Source organism: Cupriavidus gilardii (assembly GCF_013347325.1).
GTDB classification, from domain to species: Bacteria; Pseudomonadota; Gammaproteobacteria; order Burkholderiales; family Burkholderiaceae; genus Cupriavidus; species Cupriavidus gilardii.
This window is the reverse complement of sequence record NZ_CP054626.1, coordinates 230,757-247,949: the sequence shown is the minus strand read 5'-3', so window position 1 is coordinate 247,949 and position 17,193 is coordinate 230,757. Positions and strand designations below refer to the sequence as shown.

The 17,193-nt window shown below is 70.2% G+C and carries 15 protein-coding genes; 4 read left to right on the top strand and 11 right to left on the bottom strand.

Annotated features, from left to right (window positions below):
* Nucleotides 1–46 precede the first annotated feature (46 nt).
* Nucleotides 47–1,024 (top strand): LysR family transcriptional regulator, encoded by a 978-nt coding sequence (locus FOB47_RS11340; RefSeq protein WP_174781123.1) that lies wholly within the window; start codon nt 47–49, stop codon nt 1,022–1,024.
* A 35-nt stretch (nt 1,025–1,059) separates the two neighbouring features.
* On the opposite strand, the gene FOB47_RS11335 is transcribed toward FOB47_RS11340, so the two are convergent.
* The 3 genes from FOB47_RS11335 to FOB47_RS11325 all read right to left on the bottom strand — a co-directional run bounded on the left by FOB47_RS11335 (nt 1,060) and on the right by FOB47_RS11325 (nt 4,438).
* Nucleotides 1,060–2,043 carry a Bug family tripartite tricarboxylate transporter substrate binding protein gene (locus FOB47_RS11335; RefSeq protein WP_244959403.1) on the bottom strand — a complete coding sequence of 328 codons (984 nt, stop codon included), beginning with the start codon at nt 2,041–2,043 and terminating at the stop codon, nt 1,060–1,062.
* Nucleotides 2,044–2,150: 107 nt separating this feature from the next.
* Nucleotides 2,151–3,269: an acyl-CoA dehydrogenase family protein gene (locus tag FOB47_RS11330; protein WP_174781122.1), complete on the bottom strand. Its 1,119-nt coding sequence runs from the start codon at nt 3,267–3,269 to the stop codon at nt 2,151–2,153.
* 17 nt (nt 3,270–3,286) lie between these two features.
* Nucleotides 3,287–4,438 carry an acyl-CoA dehydrogenase family protein gene (locus FOB47_RS11325; RefSeq protein ID WP_174781121.1) on the bottom strand — a complete coding sequence of 384 codons (1,152 nt, stop codon included), beginning with the start codon at nt 4,436–4,438 and terminating at the stop codon, nt 3,287–3,289.
* A 320-nt stretch (nt 4,439–4,758) separates the two neighbouring features.
* Here FOB47_RS11325 and FOB47_RS11320 point away from each other — a divergent pair, with 320 nt between their 5' ends.
* Entirely contained in the window at nt 4,759–5,781 is a 1,023-nt protein-coding gene (locus FOB47_RS11320; protein WP_174781120.1) for a Bug family tripartite tricarboxylate transporter substrate binding protein, read from the top strand.
* A gap of 45 nt (nt 5,782–5,826) precedes the next feature.
* On the opposite strand, the gene FOB47_RS11315 is transcribed toward FOB47_RS11320, so the two are convergent.
* Nucleotides 5,827–6,639, bottom strand: coding sequence for an aminotransferase class IV family protein (locus FOB47_RS11315; RefSeq protein WP_174781119.1), 813 nt, complete (start codon nt 6,637–6,639; stop codon nt 5,827–5,829).
* 218 nt (nt 6,640–6,857) lie between these two features.
* Here FOB47_RS11315 and FOB47_RS11310 point away from each other — a divergent pair, with 218 nt between their 5' ends.
* Entirely contained in the window at nt 6,858–7,163 is a 306-nt protein-coding gene (locus FOB47_RS11310) for a TFIIB-type zinc ribbon-containing protein (protein ID WP_174781118.1), read from the top strand.
* 156 nt (nt 7,164–7,319) lie between these two features.
* Here the strand turns inward: FOB47_RS11310 and FOB47_RS11305 are convergent, their stop codons facing one another.
* From FOB47_RS11305 to FOB47_RS11285, 5 genes are all read right to left on the bottom strand, one after another.
* A complete protein-coding gene (locus tag FOB47_RS11305) occupies nt 7,320–8,756 on the bottom strand; it encodes an ABC transporter ATP-binding protein (RefSeq protein ID WP_174781117.1) in 1,437 nt (478 codons plus the stop codon).
* The gene (locus tag FOB47_RS11300) at nt 8,753–9,580 is read right to left on the bottom strand and encodes an ABC transporter permease (RefSeq protein WP_244959463.1); all 828 of its coding nucleotides are present in this window, start codon (nt 9,578–9,580) and stop codon (nt 8,753–8,755) included. Before FOB47_RS11300 ends, FOB47_RS11305 begins: the two co-directional genes overlap by 4 nt.
* Before the next feature lie 5 nt (nt 9,581–9,585).
* Nucleotides 9,586–10,455, bottom strand: a complete 870-nt coding sequence (locus tag FOB47_RS11295) for an ABC transporter permease (protein WP_232963056.1) — start codon at nt 10,453–10,455, stop codon at nt 9,586–9,588.
* A 185-nt stretch (nt 10,456–10,640) separates the two neighbouring features.
* Complete coding sequence (locus FOB47_RS11290) at nt 10,641–12,290, bottom strand: ABC transporter substrate-binding protein (RefSeq protein WP_244959402.1); 1,650 nt, start codon at nt 12,288–12,290, stop codon at nt 10,641–10,643.
* A gap of 22 nt (nt 12,291–12,312) precedes the next feature.
* A complete protein-coding gene (locus FOB47_RS11285; RefSeq protein WP_174781115.1) occupies nt 12,313–14,469 on the bottom strand; it encodes a TonB-dependent siderophore receptor in 2,157 nt (718 codons plus the stop codon).
* Between the two features lie 184 nt (nt 14,470–14,653).
* Between FOB47_RS11285 and FOB47_RS11280 the strand changes: the two genes are divergently transcribed.
* The gene (locus FOB47_RS11280; protein ID WP_174781114.1) at nt 14,654–15,064 is read left to right on the top strand and encodes a Fur family transcriptional regulator; all 411 of its coding nucleotides are present in this window, start codon (nt 14,654–14,656) and stop codon (nt 15,062–15,064) included.
* A 101-nt stretch (nt 15,065–15,165) separates the two neighbouring features.
* On the opposite strand, the gene FOB47_RS11275 is transcribed toward FOB47_RS11280, so the two are convergent.
* Both FOB47_RS11275 and FOB47_RS11270 read right to left on the bottom strand, forming a co-directional pair.
* Entirely contained in the window at nt 15,166–15,906 is a 741-nt protein-coding gene (locus tag FOB47_RS11275; RefSeq protein ID WP_174781113.1) for a GntR family transcriptional regulator, read from the bottom strand.
* A 260-nt stretch (nt 15,907–16,166) separates the two neighbouring features.
* On the bottom strand, nt 16,167–17,171 hold the full coding sequence (locus FOB47_RS11270) for a Bug family tripartite tricarboxylate transporter substrate binding protein (RefSeq protein ID WP_174781112.1): 1,005 nt from the start codon (nt 17,169–17,171) through the stop codon (nt 16,167–16,169).
* Nucleotides 17,172–17,193 lie beyond the last annotated feature (22 nt).

Genomic DNA, 17,193 nt, shown 5'->3' with positions numbered 1-17,193 from the left:
CCTTGCCGGCAATGCCCGCTCATCAGGAGCGCAACGCGAATCGACGATGCATAGCGGAGACCATCGACAGGGCGAGCCGGCGCCCGCCAGCGACAGCCGCCGGCTGCCGCTGGCCGAACTGCGGCACAAGGATCTGAACCTGCTGGTCGTGCTGGCCGCGCTGCTGGAAAGCCGCAGCGTCAGCGAGGCGGCGCGGCGGCTCGACAGCAGCCAGCCGTCGACCAGCCGCATGCTCGAGCGGCTGCGCGAGGAATTCGGCGACCCGCTGCTGATCAAGAGCGCGGCCCGCATGCTGCCGACGCGGCGCGCGCAGGAACTGCAGCAGGCGCTCGATACCGCGCTGCGCACGATCGAGTCGATCTACACGCAGACCGATCGCTACGACCCCGCGCAGGAGACCGGCTCTTACGCGATCGGCATCAACGACTCGCTGCAGGCGCTGATCGCGCCGGCCTTCCTCGCCAGGCTGCGCGAGGTCGCGCCGCGCGCCCGGGTGCGCATGCATCCGGTGCCGATGCCCAGCGGACTGAGCGCGATGACCAGCGGCGCGATCGACGTGATGGTGGCGTTCTACCCGGTCGAATCGGAAGCATTGCGCTCGGAGCTGCTGTTCAACGCGCCATTCGGCTGCCTGTGCGATGCCGGCAACGTGCAGCTGGGGCGGACGCCCGGCGCCGCGGAGCTGGCGCCGCTGCCGTGCCTGGACATCTCGCAATTCGGCGTGGTCACCCGCATGGTCGACCGCTACTTCGCCAGGCACGGCCAGCAGCGCCAGATCGCCTGTACGATGACCAGCTACCTGGCCGTCGCCGACGCGATCACCGGCACCGACATGTACGCGATGGTGCCGGGCTATCTGGCGCCGGTGCTGTGCCGCCATCCGGGCGTGCGCTTCATGGCGATCGACGACCCGGCGCTGGCCATCCCGGTCCATCTGTGCTGGCACAACAATGTCCATACCCATCCCTTCGTCTCCTTGCTGCGCGCGATGCTGACCGAGGTCGCGCGCGGCCTGCCGGTGTAGCGCCGATTCGGTCATCGCGTCATTCCGTCATTCCGTCATTCCGGCTGGATGCCGGCGGCCTGCGCGACGCGCCGGAAGCGCGCGATCTCGGCCTGATGGAAGGCGCGCATCGCCTGCGGGGCATAGGGCATCAGGTCGCTGCCCTTGGTGGCCAGGAAGGCGATCGACTCGGGCGTCTTCAGGATCGACTGCATCGCGCCCGCCAGCTTGTCGGCGATGTCGTCCGGCGTCTGCGCGCGCACGTAGAACGAGACCCAGCTGTATTGCACGTAGTCGGGATAGCCGAGCTCGCGCACCGACGGCACCTCGGGCAGCTCGTGATGGCGCTTCTCGCCCGACACCGCCAGAGCCCGCACCTTGCCCTGCCGGATCAGCGTCAGCGCGCCGCTGGTGTCGACCACCGCCAGATCGAGCTGCCTGCCGATGATGTCGGTCATGATCTGCGCCTGGCCCTTGTACGGAATATTGACCAGCTTGATGCCGGCCAGATTGCCGAACCAAGCGGCGGCCAGCCGATACCCCGCCGAATAGGTGCCGACGCTCAGCGGCTTGCTCTTGCCGGCCGCGACCACATCGGCCAGCGTCTTCCACGGCGAATCGACCGGCACCAGGAACACGTTCATGTTCCGGCTCAGGCCCGCCACCGGGCGCAGGTCGGCAAGCGGGTCGTACGGCAGGTTCTTCAGCACGATCGGATTGACCGACAACGGCGAATTGCTGGCCAGCAGGATCGTGTAGCCGTCGGCCGGCGCGCTCTTCAACGCCTGGATGCCGATCACGCCGTTGGCGCCGGGGCGGTTCTCGACCACCACGGGCTGTCCCAGCACGCGGCCCAGCGCTTCACCGTAGAAGCGGGCCGACGAATCCGAGCCGCTGCCGGAGGTGAACGGCACGATGATGCGCAGCGGCCGCGAAGGAAATTCGGCGGCGGACTCCGCGGCGGCGATGCCGCTGGCGACGGCGCTGGTGAAGGCGACGCTGGCCAGCAGCAGCGCCCGAAGCAAACCCGGTACTCGCATCGATGTCTCCTGTAGTGGGCTTGTTTATCCCTGTGATCCCTGTGATCCCTGCGTTCTTGCGCGATACGTCGCGCGCGCGGTGGCCGCCTGCATGGCCGCCGCGCGGCTCAGGCCGCCTGCGGCGCGGTGACGCGCGGCCACAGCGCGGCGCCGCCGGCGCGGATCGCCCGCGCGCCGATCTCGCGCGCCCAATGCGCCTCGCTGCCGTACTCGGCGCGCCAGCTCCAAAGCCGGCGCGTCGACCAGTGCAGCGAGTGCTCGTGCGTGAAGCCGATCGCCCCATGGACCTGGTGCGCGATCGCGGCGGCGCGGCCGGCGGCGTTGCCGCAGATCACCTTTGCCACCATCGCGCTGCCGTCCCAGCCGGGTGCGCGCATCGCCGCGCAGGCGCTGGCCACCGCCATGCGCGCGGCCACCACCTCGTTGGCCAGCATCGCCAGCTGCTGCTGGATCGCCTGGAACTTCGCGATCGGCCTGCCGAACTGGATGCGCTCGGTCGCGTATTGCACGGTCTGGTTCAGCACGCGCTCGAGCACGCCGGCGATCTGGATCGAACGCATCAGCGCACCCAGCGGCGACGGTTGCGGCGATCCGGCGACGGGGCCCAGCATCGCTTCGTCGGCAGGGTTCTCGACCGCCACCGCCGCGGCAGCCAGCGTGTCGTCGAAACGCAGCCGGTCGCGCGGCTCGCCGGCCAGATTGGCGCTCGTTACGACCCGGCACGCGGCGGTCGGCACCAGCAGCCACACCGCGCGGCCGAACGGCTGCCGATCGATCGCACGGACCACGACGTGGCGCACGTGCCGGCCCCAGGGCACGTCCACCGTGCCATCGAGGCGCCAGCCTTCGGCGCTCGAGCGCGCCACCGGCCGTTCCGCTTCGGCATCGGCGACATGCGCGGCCAATGCCATCGGCCCATCGGGCATCGCGATGCCCAGCTGCGCCAGCACCCATCCCGATACCGCGGTGTCGATGAAGGGAATCGGCGCCAGCGTGCGGCTCGCCGCCAGCAGCGCGGGCAGGCCCTGCTGCCAGCCGGCCCCGGCGCCGCCGTCGTCCTCGCCGGCGAACAGCCGCGTCAGGCCGCTGTCCTCCACGGTCCGCCACAGCGCCGCCTGCCATTCGCCGCGCTCGGCCGCTTCGAGCTGCGCGGTGGTGACTTCGTTGCCGAACAGCCGTTGCGCGCTGTCGGCCAGCATCTGCTCGAGCTCGAGTTCGAGTGCCATGTTTCGTTCGCGATCGTTCATCGGACCCCCAGCCCCCTGGCAATGATTCCCCGCAGGATTTCGCGCGTGCCGCCCCGCAGGGAGAACGAGGGCACGGTTTGCGTCAGGTGGCAGTGGGTGGCGACAAACGGCGAGCCGTCCGGGCGCAGTTCATGGCCGAACAGCTGGTGTGCGACCTCGGGGATGCGCTGCTCGAACAGCGCGCCCAGGTCCTTGACGTTGGCCGCGGCCAGTTGCGGGTTCTCGCCGCGATGAAGCATCGCCGCGATGCCGCGGGACATCTGCCGCAGATTGCTGAGCTCCGCCACCAGATAGCCGAGTTCGACCGCGTGCCGCGGGTCGTCGGCGTCGGCGCGATCGACCATCTCGGCCAGCAGCGCGTAGCTGCTCAGGTAGCGCTCCGGGCCGCTGCGCTCGAACGTCAGCTCGGCGGTGACCTGGGCCCACCCCTGCCCCGGCTCGCCGATCACCATCCGGTCGGGCACGAACACGTTGTCGAACACCACCTCGTTGAAATGCTCCTCGCCGGCCAGATTGCGGATCGGCCGCACCTGCAGCCCCTCGGAGCGCATGTCGATCAGCAGTTGCGACAGGCCCTTGTGCTTGTCGTCGGTGCTGCGGTCGGTGCGCACCAGCGCGATCATGTAGTGCGAGCGGTGCGCGTTCGACGTCCACAGCTTGGTGCCGTTGACGACCCATCCGCCGTCGACCCGATCGCCGCGCGTGCGGATCGACGCCAGGTCCGAGCCCGAATCGGGTTCGCTCATGCCGATGCAGAAGCGCACCTCGCCGCGCGTGATGCGGGGCACGATCTCGTGCGCCACGTCCGGGTCCGCGTAGCGCATCAGCAGCGGGCCGCTCTGCCGTTCCGCCACCCAGTGGCCGCCCACCGGCGCGCCCGCCGCCAGCAGTTCCTCCAGCACGACGTAGCGCTCCAGCATCGAGCGCTCCTGGCCGCCGAAGGCCTTCGGCCACGTCATGCCGATCCAGCCCTTCGCGCCGAGCGCAAGGCTGAACGCGGGGTCGTAGCCGGACCAGCTCTGCGCGCGCTTCTGCGGCGGGCGGTCGCCGACGGTCTCGGCAAGAAAGGCGCGTACTTGCGCTCGCAATGGCGCGAGATCGCCATCGGGCTGCGCCGGTCGAATCACGATTTGGCTGGCTGTGTCCACTCCCCCTCCTGTCGTTGGTCCACTGCGTACGTCCACAGTCGATGTGCCGGCCAGCTTAGCGACGGCAAGGACAACCGCCCATCGCGGCAGAGGCATAACAAAAATCCGCGCCGCCGCCGGTCCGCGCGGATCCTCTTCGCTGCAGCGCTTGCCAACCGGTGGTTTGCATCCCGTCCCCCTCGGGGGGACAGGGAAGCTCTTCATACGGCATGCGCATAAGCGATATGTCCGCGCGACAATTGCCCCGGCCGCCGGTACGCGCTTAGGCTGTGGCCTGGTTCGACAGGGCGGGATCACACCGTCCGCAAGGAGACGGAACGATGCGTTATCAGTGGATGGACATGTGGAAGGTTGCGCGGCGGGCTGCGCTGGCTGCCAGTTCGATGGTCGCGCTGGCGACGTTGTCGCCCTTGCCGGCGGTCGCCGGCGATGCGGCGGGCGCGGCCGCGGCCTATCCGGCCAAGCCGGTCAGGATCGTGGTGTCGTTCCCGCCGGGCACGGGCTCCGACAGCACCGCGCGCTTCCTCGCGCAGAAGCTGGAGGCGCGCTTCGGCCAGCCCTTCGTCGTCGAAAACCGGCCCGGCGCCAACAGCTTCATCGCGGCGCAGGCGGTGGCGCGTGCGGACCCTGACGGCTACACGCTGTTCGTCGCCAGCAACTCGCCGATGGCCACCAACGCGGTGCAGTTCAAATCGCTGCCCTACGACCCGGTCAAGGACTTCGCGCCGGTGGCGCGGCTCTATTACGGCGCGATGGTGCTGTCGGTGCCCGCCAGCTCGCCGTATCGCACCGTGCAGGACCTGATTCGCGACGGCAAGGCGCGGCCCGGCAAGCTGAGCTACGGCTCCGGCTCGGCCTCCTACCAGATCGCGACCGAGCTGTTCCTGAAGCAGGCCGGCGTCAAGGCGGTCGCGATCCCGTACAAGGGCGCGGCGCCGGCCGTCGCGGACCTGGCCGGCGGCCAGGTGGACTTCGCGCTGTCGGACTACACCGCCGCGGCGGCGCTGGCGCAGACCGGCAAGACCCGTATCCTGGCCGTCACCGGCGACAAGCGGCTGGACGTGCAGCCCAATGTGCCGACGCTGCAGGAACTGGGCTTCAAGGACTACTACATGGTCAACTGGGTCTCGCTGTTCGCGCCGGCCCATACGCCAAGGCCGATCGTCGACAAGCTGAGCCAGGCCGCGGTCGAGATCTTCAACGGCAAGGAGGCCGCCGAGTTCATCGGCCGCACCAATGGCCAGATCTTCGCCGGCGGCGCCGACGTGCTGCGCCAGTTCCAGCTCGACGAGATCAAGCGGTGGTCGGCGGCCGCCACGCTGGCGGGGATTCCCAAGCAATGAACTCGAGCCGCGAGCTCGAGCAATCAGCGGAGGCGGTGAGGCGCGTCACGGCGCCACCGCCGGCTCCGCTCGATGGGCGCGATGCAGCAGCGCCAGGAACTCCGGCGCATCGGCAATCGCCACCGGCCCGATGCGCCTTGCCGGCACGCCCGGCGTCCATGAGTTCATCACCGCGGCGCCGGACAGCGACGGCAAGTCGGCGAGCCTGATCTCGCGCGTGCGCTGCGCGATGCCGAGCCGGTCCAGCTGACGCTGCACGATGCCCATCGTCGTGCCCGTCAGCATCTCGGCGACCGGCCACACCACCGCCTCGCCGTCCCAGAATGCAAGGTTCCAGATGGACCCCTCGCTGAGTCGCCCCTGACGGTCGACGAAGGCCGCATCGTCGAAGCCTTGCGCGACCGCCTGGCGCAGGTACCAGGTCTTGGCGATTTCGCCGACGTGCTTGATGGCGGGCAGGACGCGCTCGTGCTGGACGGTCTGCAGCGACAGAGGACCGCCGGGGCCCGACGAAGGCGGACCGGTGCGGATCAGCAATCGGGGCGTCCCCGTGCCGTGCGCGGTGAATTCGCCTTCGGGCGAGTACACCGTCGCCGTCAACGAGAGGTCGCCGGGACCCGCCTGCAAGGCGGTCCGCAATTGCCGGCGCACCTGTTCGTCGGACAGCGCGACGCCGAACAGCGCCGCCGATGCCGATCGCAGCCGGGACAGATGCAGGTCCAGGCCACGAATGCGGCCATCCCTGACCTGCATCGCGGTGAAGTGGGCATAGCCGGCAAATGCAAGCGGCGCCAGGTCGGCCGCCGAGGCGGGCAAGCCATCGAGGTAGGCAATTTGGGGGTTCGGTTCGGCCGGCATTGCGTGCTCCTGGGTGTGATCGTCAAGTAGCGCAAACTTTCGCCCATCGTCCGCTTGTTGGGGAAACGAGAAGTTTTGAAGCGATCATCAAGCACGACTTGATGATTCGGATGGGCCGGATGCGGCGTGTCAAGCGCAAACCGGAGTCCCCGGTGCCGAACCAAAGCCGCCCGCCGGTGGTCTGACAGCCGTTGAACACGCAATCAAGGAGAGCTGCGATGCAATGTCCCGTGTGTACCGAGACCACGCTGGTGATGGCCGAACGCCAGGGCGTCGAGATCGACTACTGCCCGAAGTGCCGCGGCGTGTGGCTCGATCGCGGCGAGCTCGACAAGATCCTGGAGCGCGCCTCCGCCGAGCAGGCACCGGTTGCGCCAGCGCCCCAGGCAGCCGCCGCGCCGCAACGCCCGGTCGATCCGCGTGACTACGATCGCGGCTACGAGCGCGGCTATCGCGACGACGACCGCTATCGCGAGCAGAAGCACTACCGCAAGAAGAGCATCTGGCACGAGATCTTCGATTGATCGCTTCGATTGCCGGCTGAGATTGCCGGCTGAGATTGCCGCCTTCGACTGCCGGCTTCGATGGGCCGGCTCCGATCGACTGCATCGACCGGCGATCTTCGATCCCGATGTGACCGCACGGCGCCCCTCGGGGCGCCGTATTCGTCAGAGCGCCTGTCAGAACGCCAGCGTGCGCGCCGCGACGTTGGCGGCGAGATCGGCATCGTGCGTGACCAGCATCAGCGCGCAGTCCGATTCCTGCGCGGCCTCGACGATCAGGTCGATGGTATTGCGCTGCGTCAGCGGGTCGAGCCGCGAGGTCGGCTCGTCGGCGAACAGGAAGGCGGGCCGCAGCAGCAGCGCGCGCAGCAGTGCGAAGCGCTGCAGTTCGCCGCCGGATACCGCGCCCGGCAACCGTGGCAGCAGATCGGCGGACAGGCCGAGCCGTTCCATCCACGGCCGCAGCGGCGCGCGTTCGAGCCTGTGCAGCGCGATCAGGTCGTGCAGCGCGCGCCCCAGCGGAACATGCGGCGCGAACGCGCCCGCCGGGTCCTGATAGAGCTTCTGGTAGCGAACCCGCGCGATGCCGTCGGCGCGGCACACGCTGCCGCGATCGGCCCGGGCGAGACCGAGCAGCACATTGCCGAGCGTCGATTTGCCGCTGCCGCTCGGCCCGGTGACGGCCACGCGCTCGCCGGCGTGCAGCGTCAGGTCGAGCCCGTCGAACAGCAGATGGTCACCGAAACGCTTGCTCAGCCCTCTGGCGCGCAACACTTCGCCGCCGGTATTGGGCATCGGCCGCCGCGGCCACGCCGCGGGCTCTGCCGCGATCAGCGCGCGCGTGTAGTCGTGCGACGGCGCACCCAGCACCGCGTGGGTCTGACCGCGCTCGACGACCCGGCCATCGAGCATCACCATGACGTCGCCGCCGAGCGCGCGCGCCACGCCGATGTCGTGCGTGATGGTCAGCACCGCGCAGCCCTGCTCCAGCGCCGCGCGCAGGCGTGCCACCAGATCGTCGCGCCAGGCTCGGTCCAGGCCCTTGGTCGGTTCGTCGACGATCAGGATCGGTGCGTCGCCGGCGCGCGTGATCGCGAACGCCGCGCGCTGCGCCATGCCGCCGGACAAGGCGGTCGGCCAGGCGCCAGCGGCATGTCCAAGCCCGACCGCGTGCAGCGCCTGCGCGGCGTGGTGCGCGGCGCTTTGTCGCGACTCCCCGGCGACCCAGCGGTAGGTCTCCGCCAGTTGCGCATCGACGCGCATCAGCGGATCCAGCGCGAACCACGGCTCCTGTGGCAGCAGCGCCAGCTCGCGGCCCCACAGCGGCCGGCGCGCGCGCAGATCGCCGGCCTCGCAATGCCAGCCATGACCGGCGAGCCTGCCGCTCGCGCGCAATCCGGAGGGCAGCGAGCCCATCACGGCATGGGCCAGCAGACTCTTGCCGGACCCGGTCTCGCCCAGCAATGTCAGCGCGCGCCCTGCTTGCAGCTCGAACGACACCGGCTGCAGCAGCACGCCGTCGGCACTGGCGACAGACAGGCCGGTCACGCCGAGCAGCCGGCCGGCGCGATCGCCGTGCAGGCCGTCGAAGACGAGCTCGTTGCGCGCGTTCATGGCGACACCCCCGCACGCGGCCGATCGTTCAGCAGCGCCAGCGCGAGGATCGCCAGCGCCAGCACCGCGATCGGGCTGGCGATGGCCCACGGCGCCTCGGCGGCATAGGGCAGCAGCTCGGTCATCATCAGGCCGAGCTCGGCCATCGGCGGCTGCACGCCCATGCCGACGAATCCCATCGCGGCCAGCGCCAGCACCGCCGCGCCGAGGCCGAAGCTGCTCAGCGTGCCGAGCACCGGCGCCAGTTCGGGCAGCAGGTGCCGGCGCGCGATATGGAGCGGACCGAAGCCGAGCAGGCGCGCGGCCTCCACATGGTGGCTCTGCAGCACGATCTGCGCACTGGCGCGCGCCACGCGGAAATACTCGACCCACAGCACCAGCGACAGCCCCAGATACAGCGGCCACATCGCGCCCGGCGCCAGCGCGGACAGCAGCAGCACCAGCAGCAGGCCCGGCAGCGCCAGCACCGCGTCGGCCAGCGCGCCGGCCACGCGGTCGACCCAGCCGCCGCGCCATGCGGCAAACAGGCCCAGCAGCGTGCCGGGCAGCGCGGCCGACAGCACGCACAGCAGCGCGAGGCCCAGCGACAGCCGCGTCGCATGCGCGGTGCGGGCCAGCACGCTGCGGCCCAGATGATCGGTGCCGAGCGGCTCGGTCATCGTCGGCGCCTGCAGCACGCGGTACAGATCCTGCTCGAACGGTTCGCGCGGGGCGGCCCACGGGCCGGCCACGGCGAACAGGGCCAGCAGCACGATCAGCAGCAAGGCGATTCGCCGCCGCGGCGTGGCAACCGCCGATACGCCCTTCAAGCTCAGGCCGGCCATGTCGCTCATCGCGCCACCCTCGTTCGCAGCCGCGGATCGATCGCCATGCAGGCGAGATCGACCGCGGCGTTCAACGCCACGAACAGCAGGCCCATCGTCAGCGCGGTGCCCTGGATCATCGGCACATCGCGGCCGAAGATCGCATGCACCAGCGCATGGCCGATGCCGGGCCAGGCGAACAGCGTCTCGACCACCACCACACCCTCGAGCAGATAGACCAGCTGCACGCCGAGATAGGCAACCACCGGCACCGCGGCATTGCGCACGCCGTGCCGCGCCATCGCGACGCGGTCCGACAGGCCCTTGGTGCGCGCGAACAGCCAGTACGGCGCCGCGACCACGCCGGCCATCGCATCGCGCGCGACACGCATCGCGGTGGCGGCCAGGCCCAGTCCCAGCGTCAGCGCCGGGGCGATCCAGCTGCCGTGCTCGCCGTGGCCGCCGGCCGGCAGCCAGTCGAGTTCGACCGCGAACGCGAGCACCAGCAGCATGCCGAGCACGAACGGCGGCAGCGCGCGCAGCAGCACCGACAGCGCCAGCGTGATGCGATCGGTCTGGCCACCGGCGTGCCTGCCCGCGGCAAAGCCCAGCGGCAGCGCAATCAGCGTCGACACCGCCAGCGCGGCCAGCGCCAGCCACAGCGTATGGCCAAGCTGATGCGCGATCTCGGCGGTGACCGGTGCTCCGGTCACCGTCGAGGTGCCCAGATCCAGATGCAGCAACCGCGACCACCACGCCAGCAGGCCATCGAACCAGGGCTGGTCGAGTGCCAGTTCCGCACGCACCGCGTCGGCAGCCTGCGCCGTCACCATGTCGTAGCCATAGCGGCCGGCGGCGATGCGGAACGCCATGTCGCCCGGCAGCAGCCGCATCATCACGAAGCTGAGGCTGCCGACCAGCGCGGCGACGAACGCGGCCTGCAGGCCGCGCTGGAGCAGCACGCGGGCGAGCAGCCGCGCCGCGGGGCTGGCCCGCCGCCGGCGCACGGCATCGCGCGATGCCGATGCGGATCGGCCCACGCTGGCCGCGGCAAGTTGGGTGGCCTGGGGGTTCGGTGGCGTCATCGGGTCCATTGCAATTCGGTGAGCCGGTAGCTGCGTTCGAACGGGTCGATCGACACGCCCGATAGTTGTGGGCTGGCCGCCAGCGTCTGCTGGTACCAGAGCACCGGCACCAGCGGCAGGCCCTGGTGCAGCGCGCCGGCGATCTGCGCGCGCGATGCCTGCGTACGCACGGCATCGGTGGCCGACGACATCGCCGCGAGGGCGCGTGTCAGCGCCGGCGACGACCAGCCCATCGCGCCCCAATCCGCTCCGTTGCCGTCGGCCGCGCCAAAGTCCTGCGCGATCGTGCCGAACGCATCCGGCACCGCGCCATAGTTGCGCGCAATCAGCGCCATCTGCAGCGTGCCGTCGCGATGGCCCAGCGGGATCTCGCTGGAATTGCCGATCGCCACGCGGACCTGCATGCCGATCAGGCGCAGCTGCTCCTGGATCGCCGCGGCGATCACCGGCAGTTCGGGGCGATCGGGAAAGGTCTGCAGCGTCAGCGCGAAACGCTTGCCGTCGCGCGCCAGCACGCCATCGGCGCCGGGCCGCCAGCCCAGTTCGGCGAGCAGCGCTCGGGCGCGTTCGGGGTCGTGCGCGAGCCCCGGCAGATCCGCGCGATGCCAGCCGGCCAGCGTGGGCGGGAACAGCTGCGTGGCGGCCAGCGACGGCTCGCGCAACACCGCCTGCGCGATGCCGCGCCGGTCCAGCGCGAGCGACAGCGCCTGCCGCGCGCGCGGATCGGCGAGCAGCGGATGGCGGGCATTGAGCTTCAGCGCGGTGGTGCGCGGGATCGGCTGCTGCAGCACGCGCACCGCGCCGCCACGCCGCAGCCGCGCCACGCTGCCGGGGTCGAGTCCGTAGGCCAGTTCGACCTGGCCCGCCTCTGCCATCAGCGCGCGCATCTCGGCGCGGCCGACCGCCAGATAGCTGGCCCGGCGCACCGCGGGGGCCGGGCCTTGCCAGCCGTCGAAGGCTGCCACCGAGAAGCGCTGCGGCGGCTCCAGCGTGACGATGCGGTACGGGCCCGAGCCGACGATCGCGCGGACCGCGCCATCGGCGCCAAAGGACGCGGGCGCAAGGATCTGCGTGCTGCTGTGCGACAGCAGCGCCGGCAGCGCGGGAAACGGTTGGCGCAAACGGATCCGCACCGCCGCGGCAGGCTTGGCGTCGATTGCGCCGTCGGTCGCGTCGTCGGTCGCGCCGTAGGTCGCGTCCTCGATCGCGTCGATCGGTGCCTGCCCGAGCACGCCCGCCGGATGCAGCGCGCGCCGCAGCGCCTGCACGACGTCGGCGGCGCGCACCGGCGAGCCGTCATGGAAGCGCGCGCCCTCGCGCAGCGCAAAGCGCCAGGCGAGCCCGTCGCCGGACACCTGCCAGCGCGATGCCAGTCCGGCGACGGGCCGCGCCTGGGCGTCATAGTCGACCAGCGTCTCGGCGACCTGCATGCGCGCGAACAGATACCCGCCGCGCAGCGGGTCCAGGCTCGACAGCTCCCACGGGCCGATCACGCGCACGGTGCGGTCCGCCGCTGTGCTGGTCATCGCGCCTTGTGCAAGTGCCGGCGACAGCAGCGCGGCCGCGCCGGCGCCCAGCAGGCGCCGGCGGCGTGGCGAACGCGGCGAATCCGGTGAATCGGCTGGCATCGATGCAGGCGGGGACATGGCAGCGGACCGTTTCATCGCGTCAATAGCTGAGCCGCAGCCCGAGCCGGACCGTGCGCCCGGCTCCCGGCGCGATCCACAGCGCGCTGTAGGAGCTGGCGTAGTAGTCGCGGTCGAACAGGTTGTGCACGTTCAGCGTCAGCCGGGCCTGCTTGCTCAGCTGCCAGTAGGCGAGCAGATCGACCAGCGTGTACGACGGCAGCGTGAAGCTGTCGGCGGCATCGCCCGCGCGTTTGCCGATGTAGCGCATGCCGGCGCCGACGCCATAGCGTTGCCCCACCGGCGCCGCGTCTTCGTAGACCGCCAGCGCGCTGGCGCTGGTGCGCGGAATATTGCGCAGCGGCGTGCCAGCCGGCAGCCGGGTATCGGCGGTGATCTCGGCATCGGTCAGCGCGACACTTCCCGACACGCGCCAATGCTGGCCGATGCGGCCCGCCACATCGAGTTCGAGGCCGCGGCTGCGCGCCTCGCCGGCGGTGGCCGAGAACGACGGGTCGGCCGGATCGGCGGTCAGCACATTGCGCTTGTGGATCGTGAACGCGCTCAACGTCGCGCCAAGGCGGCGATCGTCGGTCTCGAATTTCAGCCCCGCCTCGACCGCGCGGCCGCGCTCCGGCGTAAAGGGCTCGCCGGCGGCGTTGCTGCCCGGGTTGGGACGGAAGGAGCGGCTGGCATTGGCGAACAGCGTCACGTTGTTGCTGGCGAGATAGGCCAGCCCCACGCGCGGCGACACCGCGGTCTGGTCCTGCTCGACGCGCGTGCCACGCAGGCGGTTGTCCAGCGTCTGCCGGTACGAATCGACGCGCAGCCCGCCCAGCAGGCGCCAGCGCTCGCCAAAGGCAATCTGGTCCTGCGCGTAGAGGCCGAGATTGGTCTGCCGCTCGTGCGTATCGGTGTTCGGCAACAACGGCGGCGGAGTCGATCCGTAGACCGGCTCGTAGATGTCGATCGGATACGGCGTCGCGGCGGTCGGATTGCCGCGCAACTGCAGCTGGCTGCTGCTGAAGCGATAGGCGTCCAGACCCACCAGCAGCGTGTGCGACAGCGCTCCGGTGTCGAAGCGCCCGGTCAGATCGGCCTGCAGCGCGGTGTCGTCGGACTGGTAGTCGCGGTATCGGCGCTGGCGCCGCAGCGTGCGATCGTCGGCGGCCAGCGCAAAGGGCTCGGTCGAATACCCCTCCAGCGAGCCGCCGCGATAGGCCAGCGACAGCCGGCCCTTCCAGCCCGGCGAGAACTGATGCTCGACGCCGAGCTGATGCGACTGGCTGTCGAGGCGAATGTCGCCATCGCCGGGCTCGCCGAGGAAGGTCCTGCGGCCCACCGCATCGAGGCGGCCGTCGACCGCGACGATGCCGCGGTCCAGCGGCGTGGAGAAGCGCTGCCATTCGCCGGCGTACTGGATCACCGTATCGGCGCCCAGCGTCCACGTCAGCGAGGGCGCCAGCAGATAGCGCTGGCTGTCGACGAAAGCCCGCTGGCTGCCCTGATGGTCGCCCACCGCGATCAGGCGGCCGGCGACGTTCTCGCCCAGCGGTCCGGTGACGTCGGCCGCGACACGATAACGGTCGCGATTGCCGACTTCCAGCTCGTAGTTCTGCGCCGGCTTGAACTGCGGCTGCTTCGTGACCAGGTTCAGCGTGCCGCCCGGCTCGCCGCTGCCGTACAGCGACGAGGTCGGCCCCTTCAGCACCTCGACGCGCTCGATGGTCGCCACGTCGCGCGGCGCGGTGAAGCCGCGATTGGCAACGAAGCCGTTGACCAGATAGCCGGTGCCGGTGTTCTCGTTGCCGGCGAAGCCGCGCACCGCGAAGTTGTCCCACAGGCCGCCGAAGCTGTCCTGGCGCGCGATGCCGCTGACATAGTCGAACGTCTGCTCCAGCCGCGTCGCGCCGATATCGTCGATCATCGCGCGCGGCACCACGCGCACCGCCTGCGGGACTTCGCGCAGCGGCGTGTCGGTGCGCGTCGCGCCGCCGGCCTCGTCCGGGTTGTACGATGCGGCGCCGGACGTCACCACCGCGACCTCGGGCAGCACCGCTTCGTCGCGCTCCGCGCTGCTGGCCGGTTGGGCCAGCGCGGCATCGGCGAACGCGGCGGCGGCGAACATCGCGGCGGCGAGAGGCGACAGCGGATGGACCGCGCGCAAGGCGCGCGCGGGCGACGGGATCGGCGTGGACATGATCGACGAAGGTGAACGACGGCGCGAAACCGCAATGACGCCATGGCGCCATGCGGCGCCGACGGGTACGCCGCCGGCGTGGAAACCGCAGGCAACGGCAATAGCGGCGACAATACGGTCTGCGGCAACGCTGCAGAGCGAAGCCGCGCCTTATTGAGAACGAATTTTCATTATCATTCTAGCTATGGAACGCATGACCCGTCAACGCGAGGCCGTGCTGGGCGCGCTGCGCGAAGCCGCCCGGCCGCTGAGCCCTGCCGAGATTCTGGCCGCCGCGCAGCGCACGGTGCCGACGCTCGGACTCGCGACGGTCTACCGCAATATCCGCGCCATGCTGCAGGAAGGGGGCCTGGTGGCAGTGCCGCTGCCGGGACAGGCCGACCGCTACGAGGTCGCGGCCGAACCCGACGCGGTCGTGCACAAGCACTATTTCCAGTGCCTGAGCTGCGACCGCGTGTTTCCGCTGGAAGGATGCCCCGGGCACCTCGAGGACATCACGCCGCCGGGCTTCGTCGTCGAGCAGCACGAGCTGACGCTGCGCGGCCGCTGCATCGAATGCGCGACGAAGAAGGCGGGGAAACGGCGGGCAAGCTGATACGAAGGGATGTCGTCGTCCCGCGAACGCGGGGACCCAGTGGCATTCAAAGTCGCTGGGTTCTCGCATGCGCGGGAATGACGACGCGAGCGGCGGCGGAGTTACGGCTGCGAGATCGCGAACTCGTGCGCGGTGGTGTCGAGCCGCGAGACGCGGCGCTCGACGCGCCGGTCATGATAGGACGAGGCGATCCGCGTGATCTGCAGCAGCGGACCGCCCACCGGCACCTGCAGCAGCCGATGGTCGTCCTCGTCGGCCAGCACCGCGCGCAGGCGCTCCTCGGTGCGGATCACGTTGATGCCGAAGGCGTCCTGATAGAAGTTGTACAGCGTGTTGGGCCGCTCGCGCAGCATCGTCTCGGTCAGCCCGTCGAACAGCGGCTCGGGCACCGTGATCGCATCGGTCATCACCGGTCTGCCGTCCAGCGACAGCACGTTGATGAAGTGGAAGACCCGCTCGCCCGGCGCGATGCCGAGCGCCAGCGCCTCCTCCTTGCTGGCCTTGCCCCGCCGGAACTTCGCCAGGCGCACGCTGGGAAAGGCGCGATGCCCGTCCTCGCGCACCACGCGGAAGAAGCGGAAGAAATGATCCTCCTGGCGATGGGTCGCGACGAAGGTGCCGCGCCCCTGATGGCGGATCATGATGTTTTCGGCGACCAGCTCGTCGATCGCCTTGCGCAGCGTGCCGATCGACACGCCGAAGCGCTCCACCAGCTTGCGTTCGGCCGGAATCGCCTCGCCCGGCTTCCACTCGCCGGCGGCGAGCGCCACCAGGATGGCCCGCTTGACGTCCTTGTACAGCACGCCGCCGATTGCCGCGCCTGCTTCGAATTCTGCGCCCACCTTCAACGATCTCCCTGACGGATGGATTGGCACGATGCCGGTTCCGTTCCGCCGCCGACTGCGCGGTGGCGGAACGGAACGTCTATATAACATGGATGACTGCCGTCACCCGCCCCACCGCCGTGCTGAAAATCGTTTCGAACGCCGGGGGCCGAGCGCTTCGGTCCGGTAGCCGCGCTCGATGCTCGCGTGGACCGCTGCGTTCGGCGCTGGCGTTCCACGCATGCCCTCGACGCTTGAACCCGCCCCCACAAATCGACCTACTCGGCGCGGATGCCCTTCTGGTCGATCAGCCTGGCCCAGCGCGCGACCTCGCCCTGGAAGTAGTCGGTAAAGGGCGCGCTCGCCTGTGGAGCGGGCGAGAAGCCCGCCGCCACGATGCGGTCACGCACCGACTTGACCTCGACCATCTTCGCCACCGCGGTGCCGACCTTGTCGATCACCGGCTTCGGCGTGCCGGCCGGCATCATCAGGCCGGTCCAGTTCTCGACCAGCAGGTCCGGGAAGCCGACTTCGCCAACCGTCGGCACATCGGGCAGCAGCGGATGGCGTTCGCGCGTCGTCACCGCCAGCGCGCGCAGCTTGCCGCCCTTGACGTAGGCCAGCGACTCGGGGAAGTTGGAGAACACCACGTCGATCTGCCCGCCGATCAGGTCCGTCATCGACGGTGCACCACCTTTGTACGGCACGTGCGTCAACTTGGTGCCGGTCAGGCTCTCGAACAGTGCAAGCGTCAGATGCGGCGGCGTGCCGTTGCCGCTGGAACCGGCATTGAGCTTGCCCTTGCGCGCCGCCTCGACCAGGTCCTTCATCGACTGGATCGGCGAGTTGGCCGGCACCACCACGGTCATCGGCGACGAGGCGATCCGCGCGACCGGCACCAGGTCCTTCTGCATGTTGAACGGCAGCTTCGGGAACAGCGTGACGTTGGACGCGTGCGTCAGCGTGACGGCCAGCCAGGTGTAGCCGTCGGCCGGCGCCTTGGCCACCTGGTCGGCGCCGATATTGGCGTTGCCGCCCGGCTTGTTGTCGATGACGATCGGCTTGCCCCACTCCTCCGACAGCTGATGGCCGACCATGCGCGCCATGATGTCGGTCAGGCCGCCGGGGGCGAACGGCACCACGTAGCGGATCGGCTTGCTCGGATAGTCGGCGGCCCCCTGGGCCGCCGCAGGGGCGGCCGCGGTGACGGCGGTGATGGCGGACAAGGCAACGGACAACGCGGCCACATGCCGCAGCATGGTGCGAATCAACGGGCGATGCATGGTTTGTCTCCTTTGTTTGCCG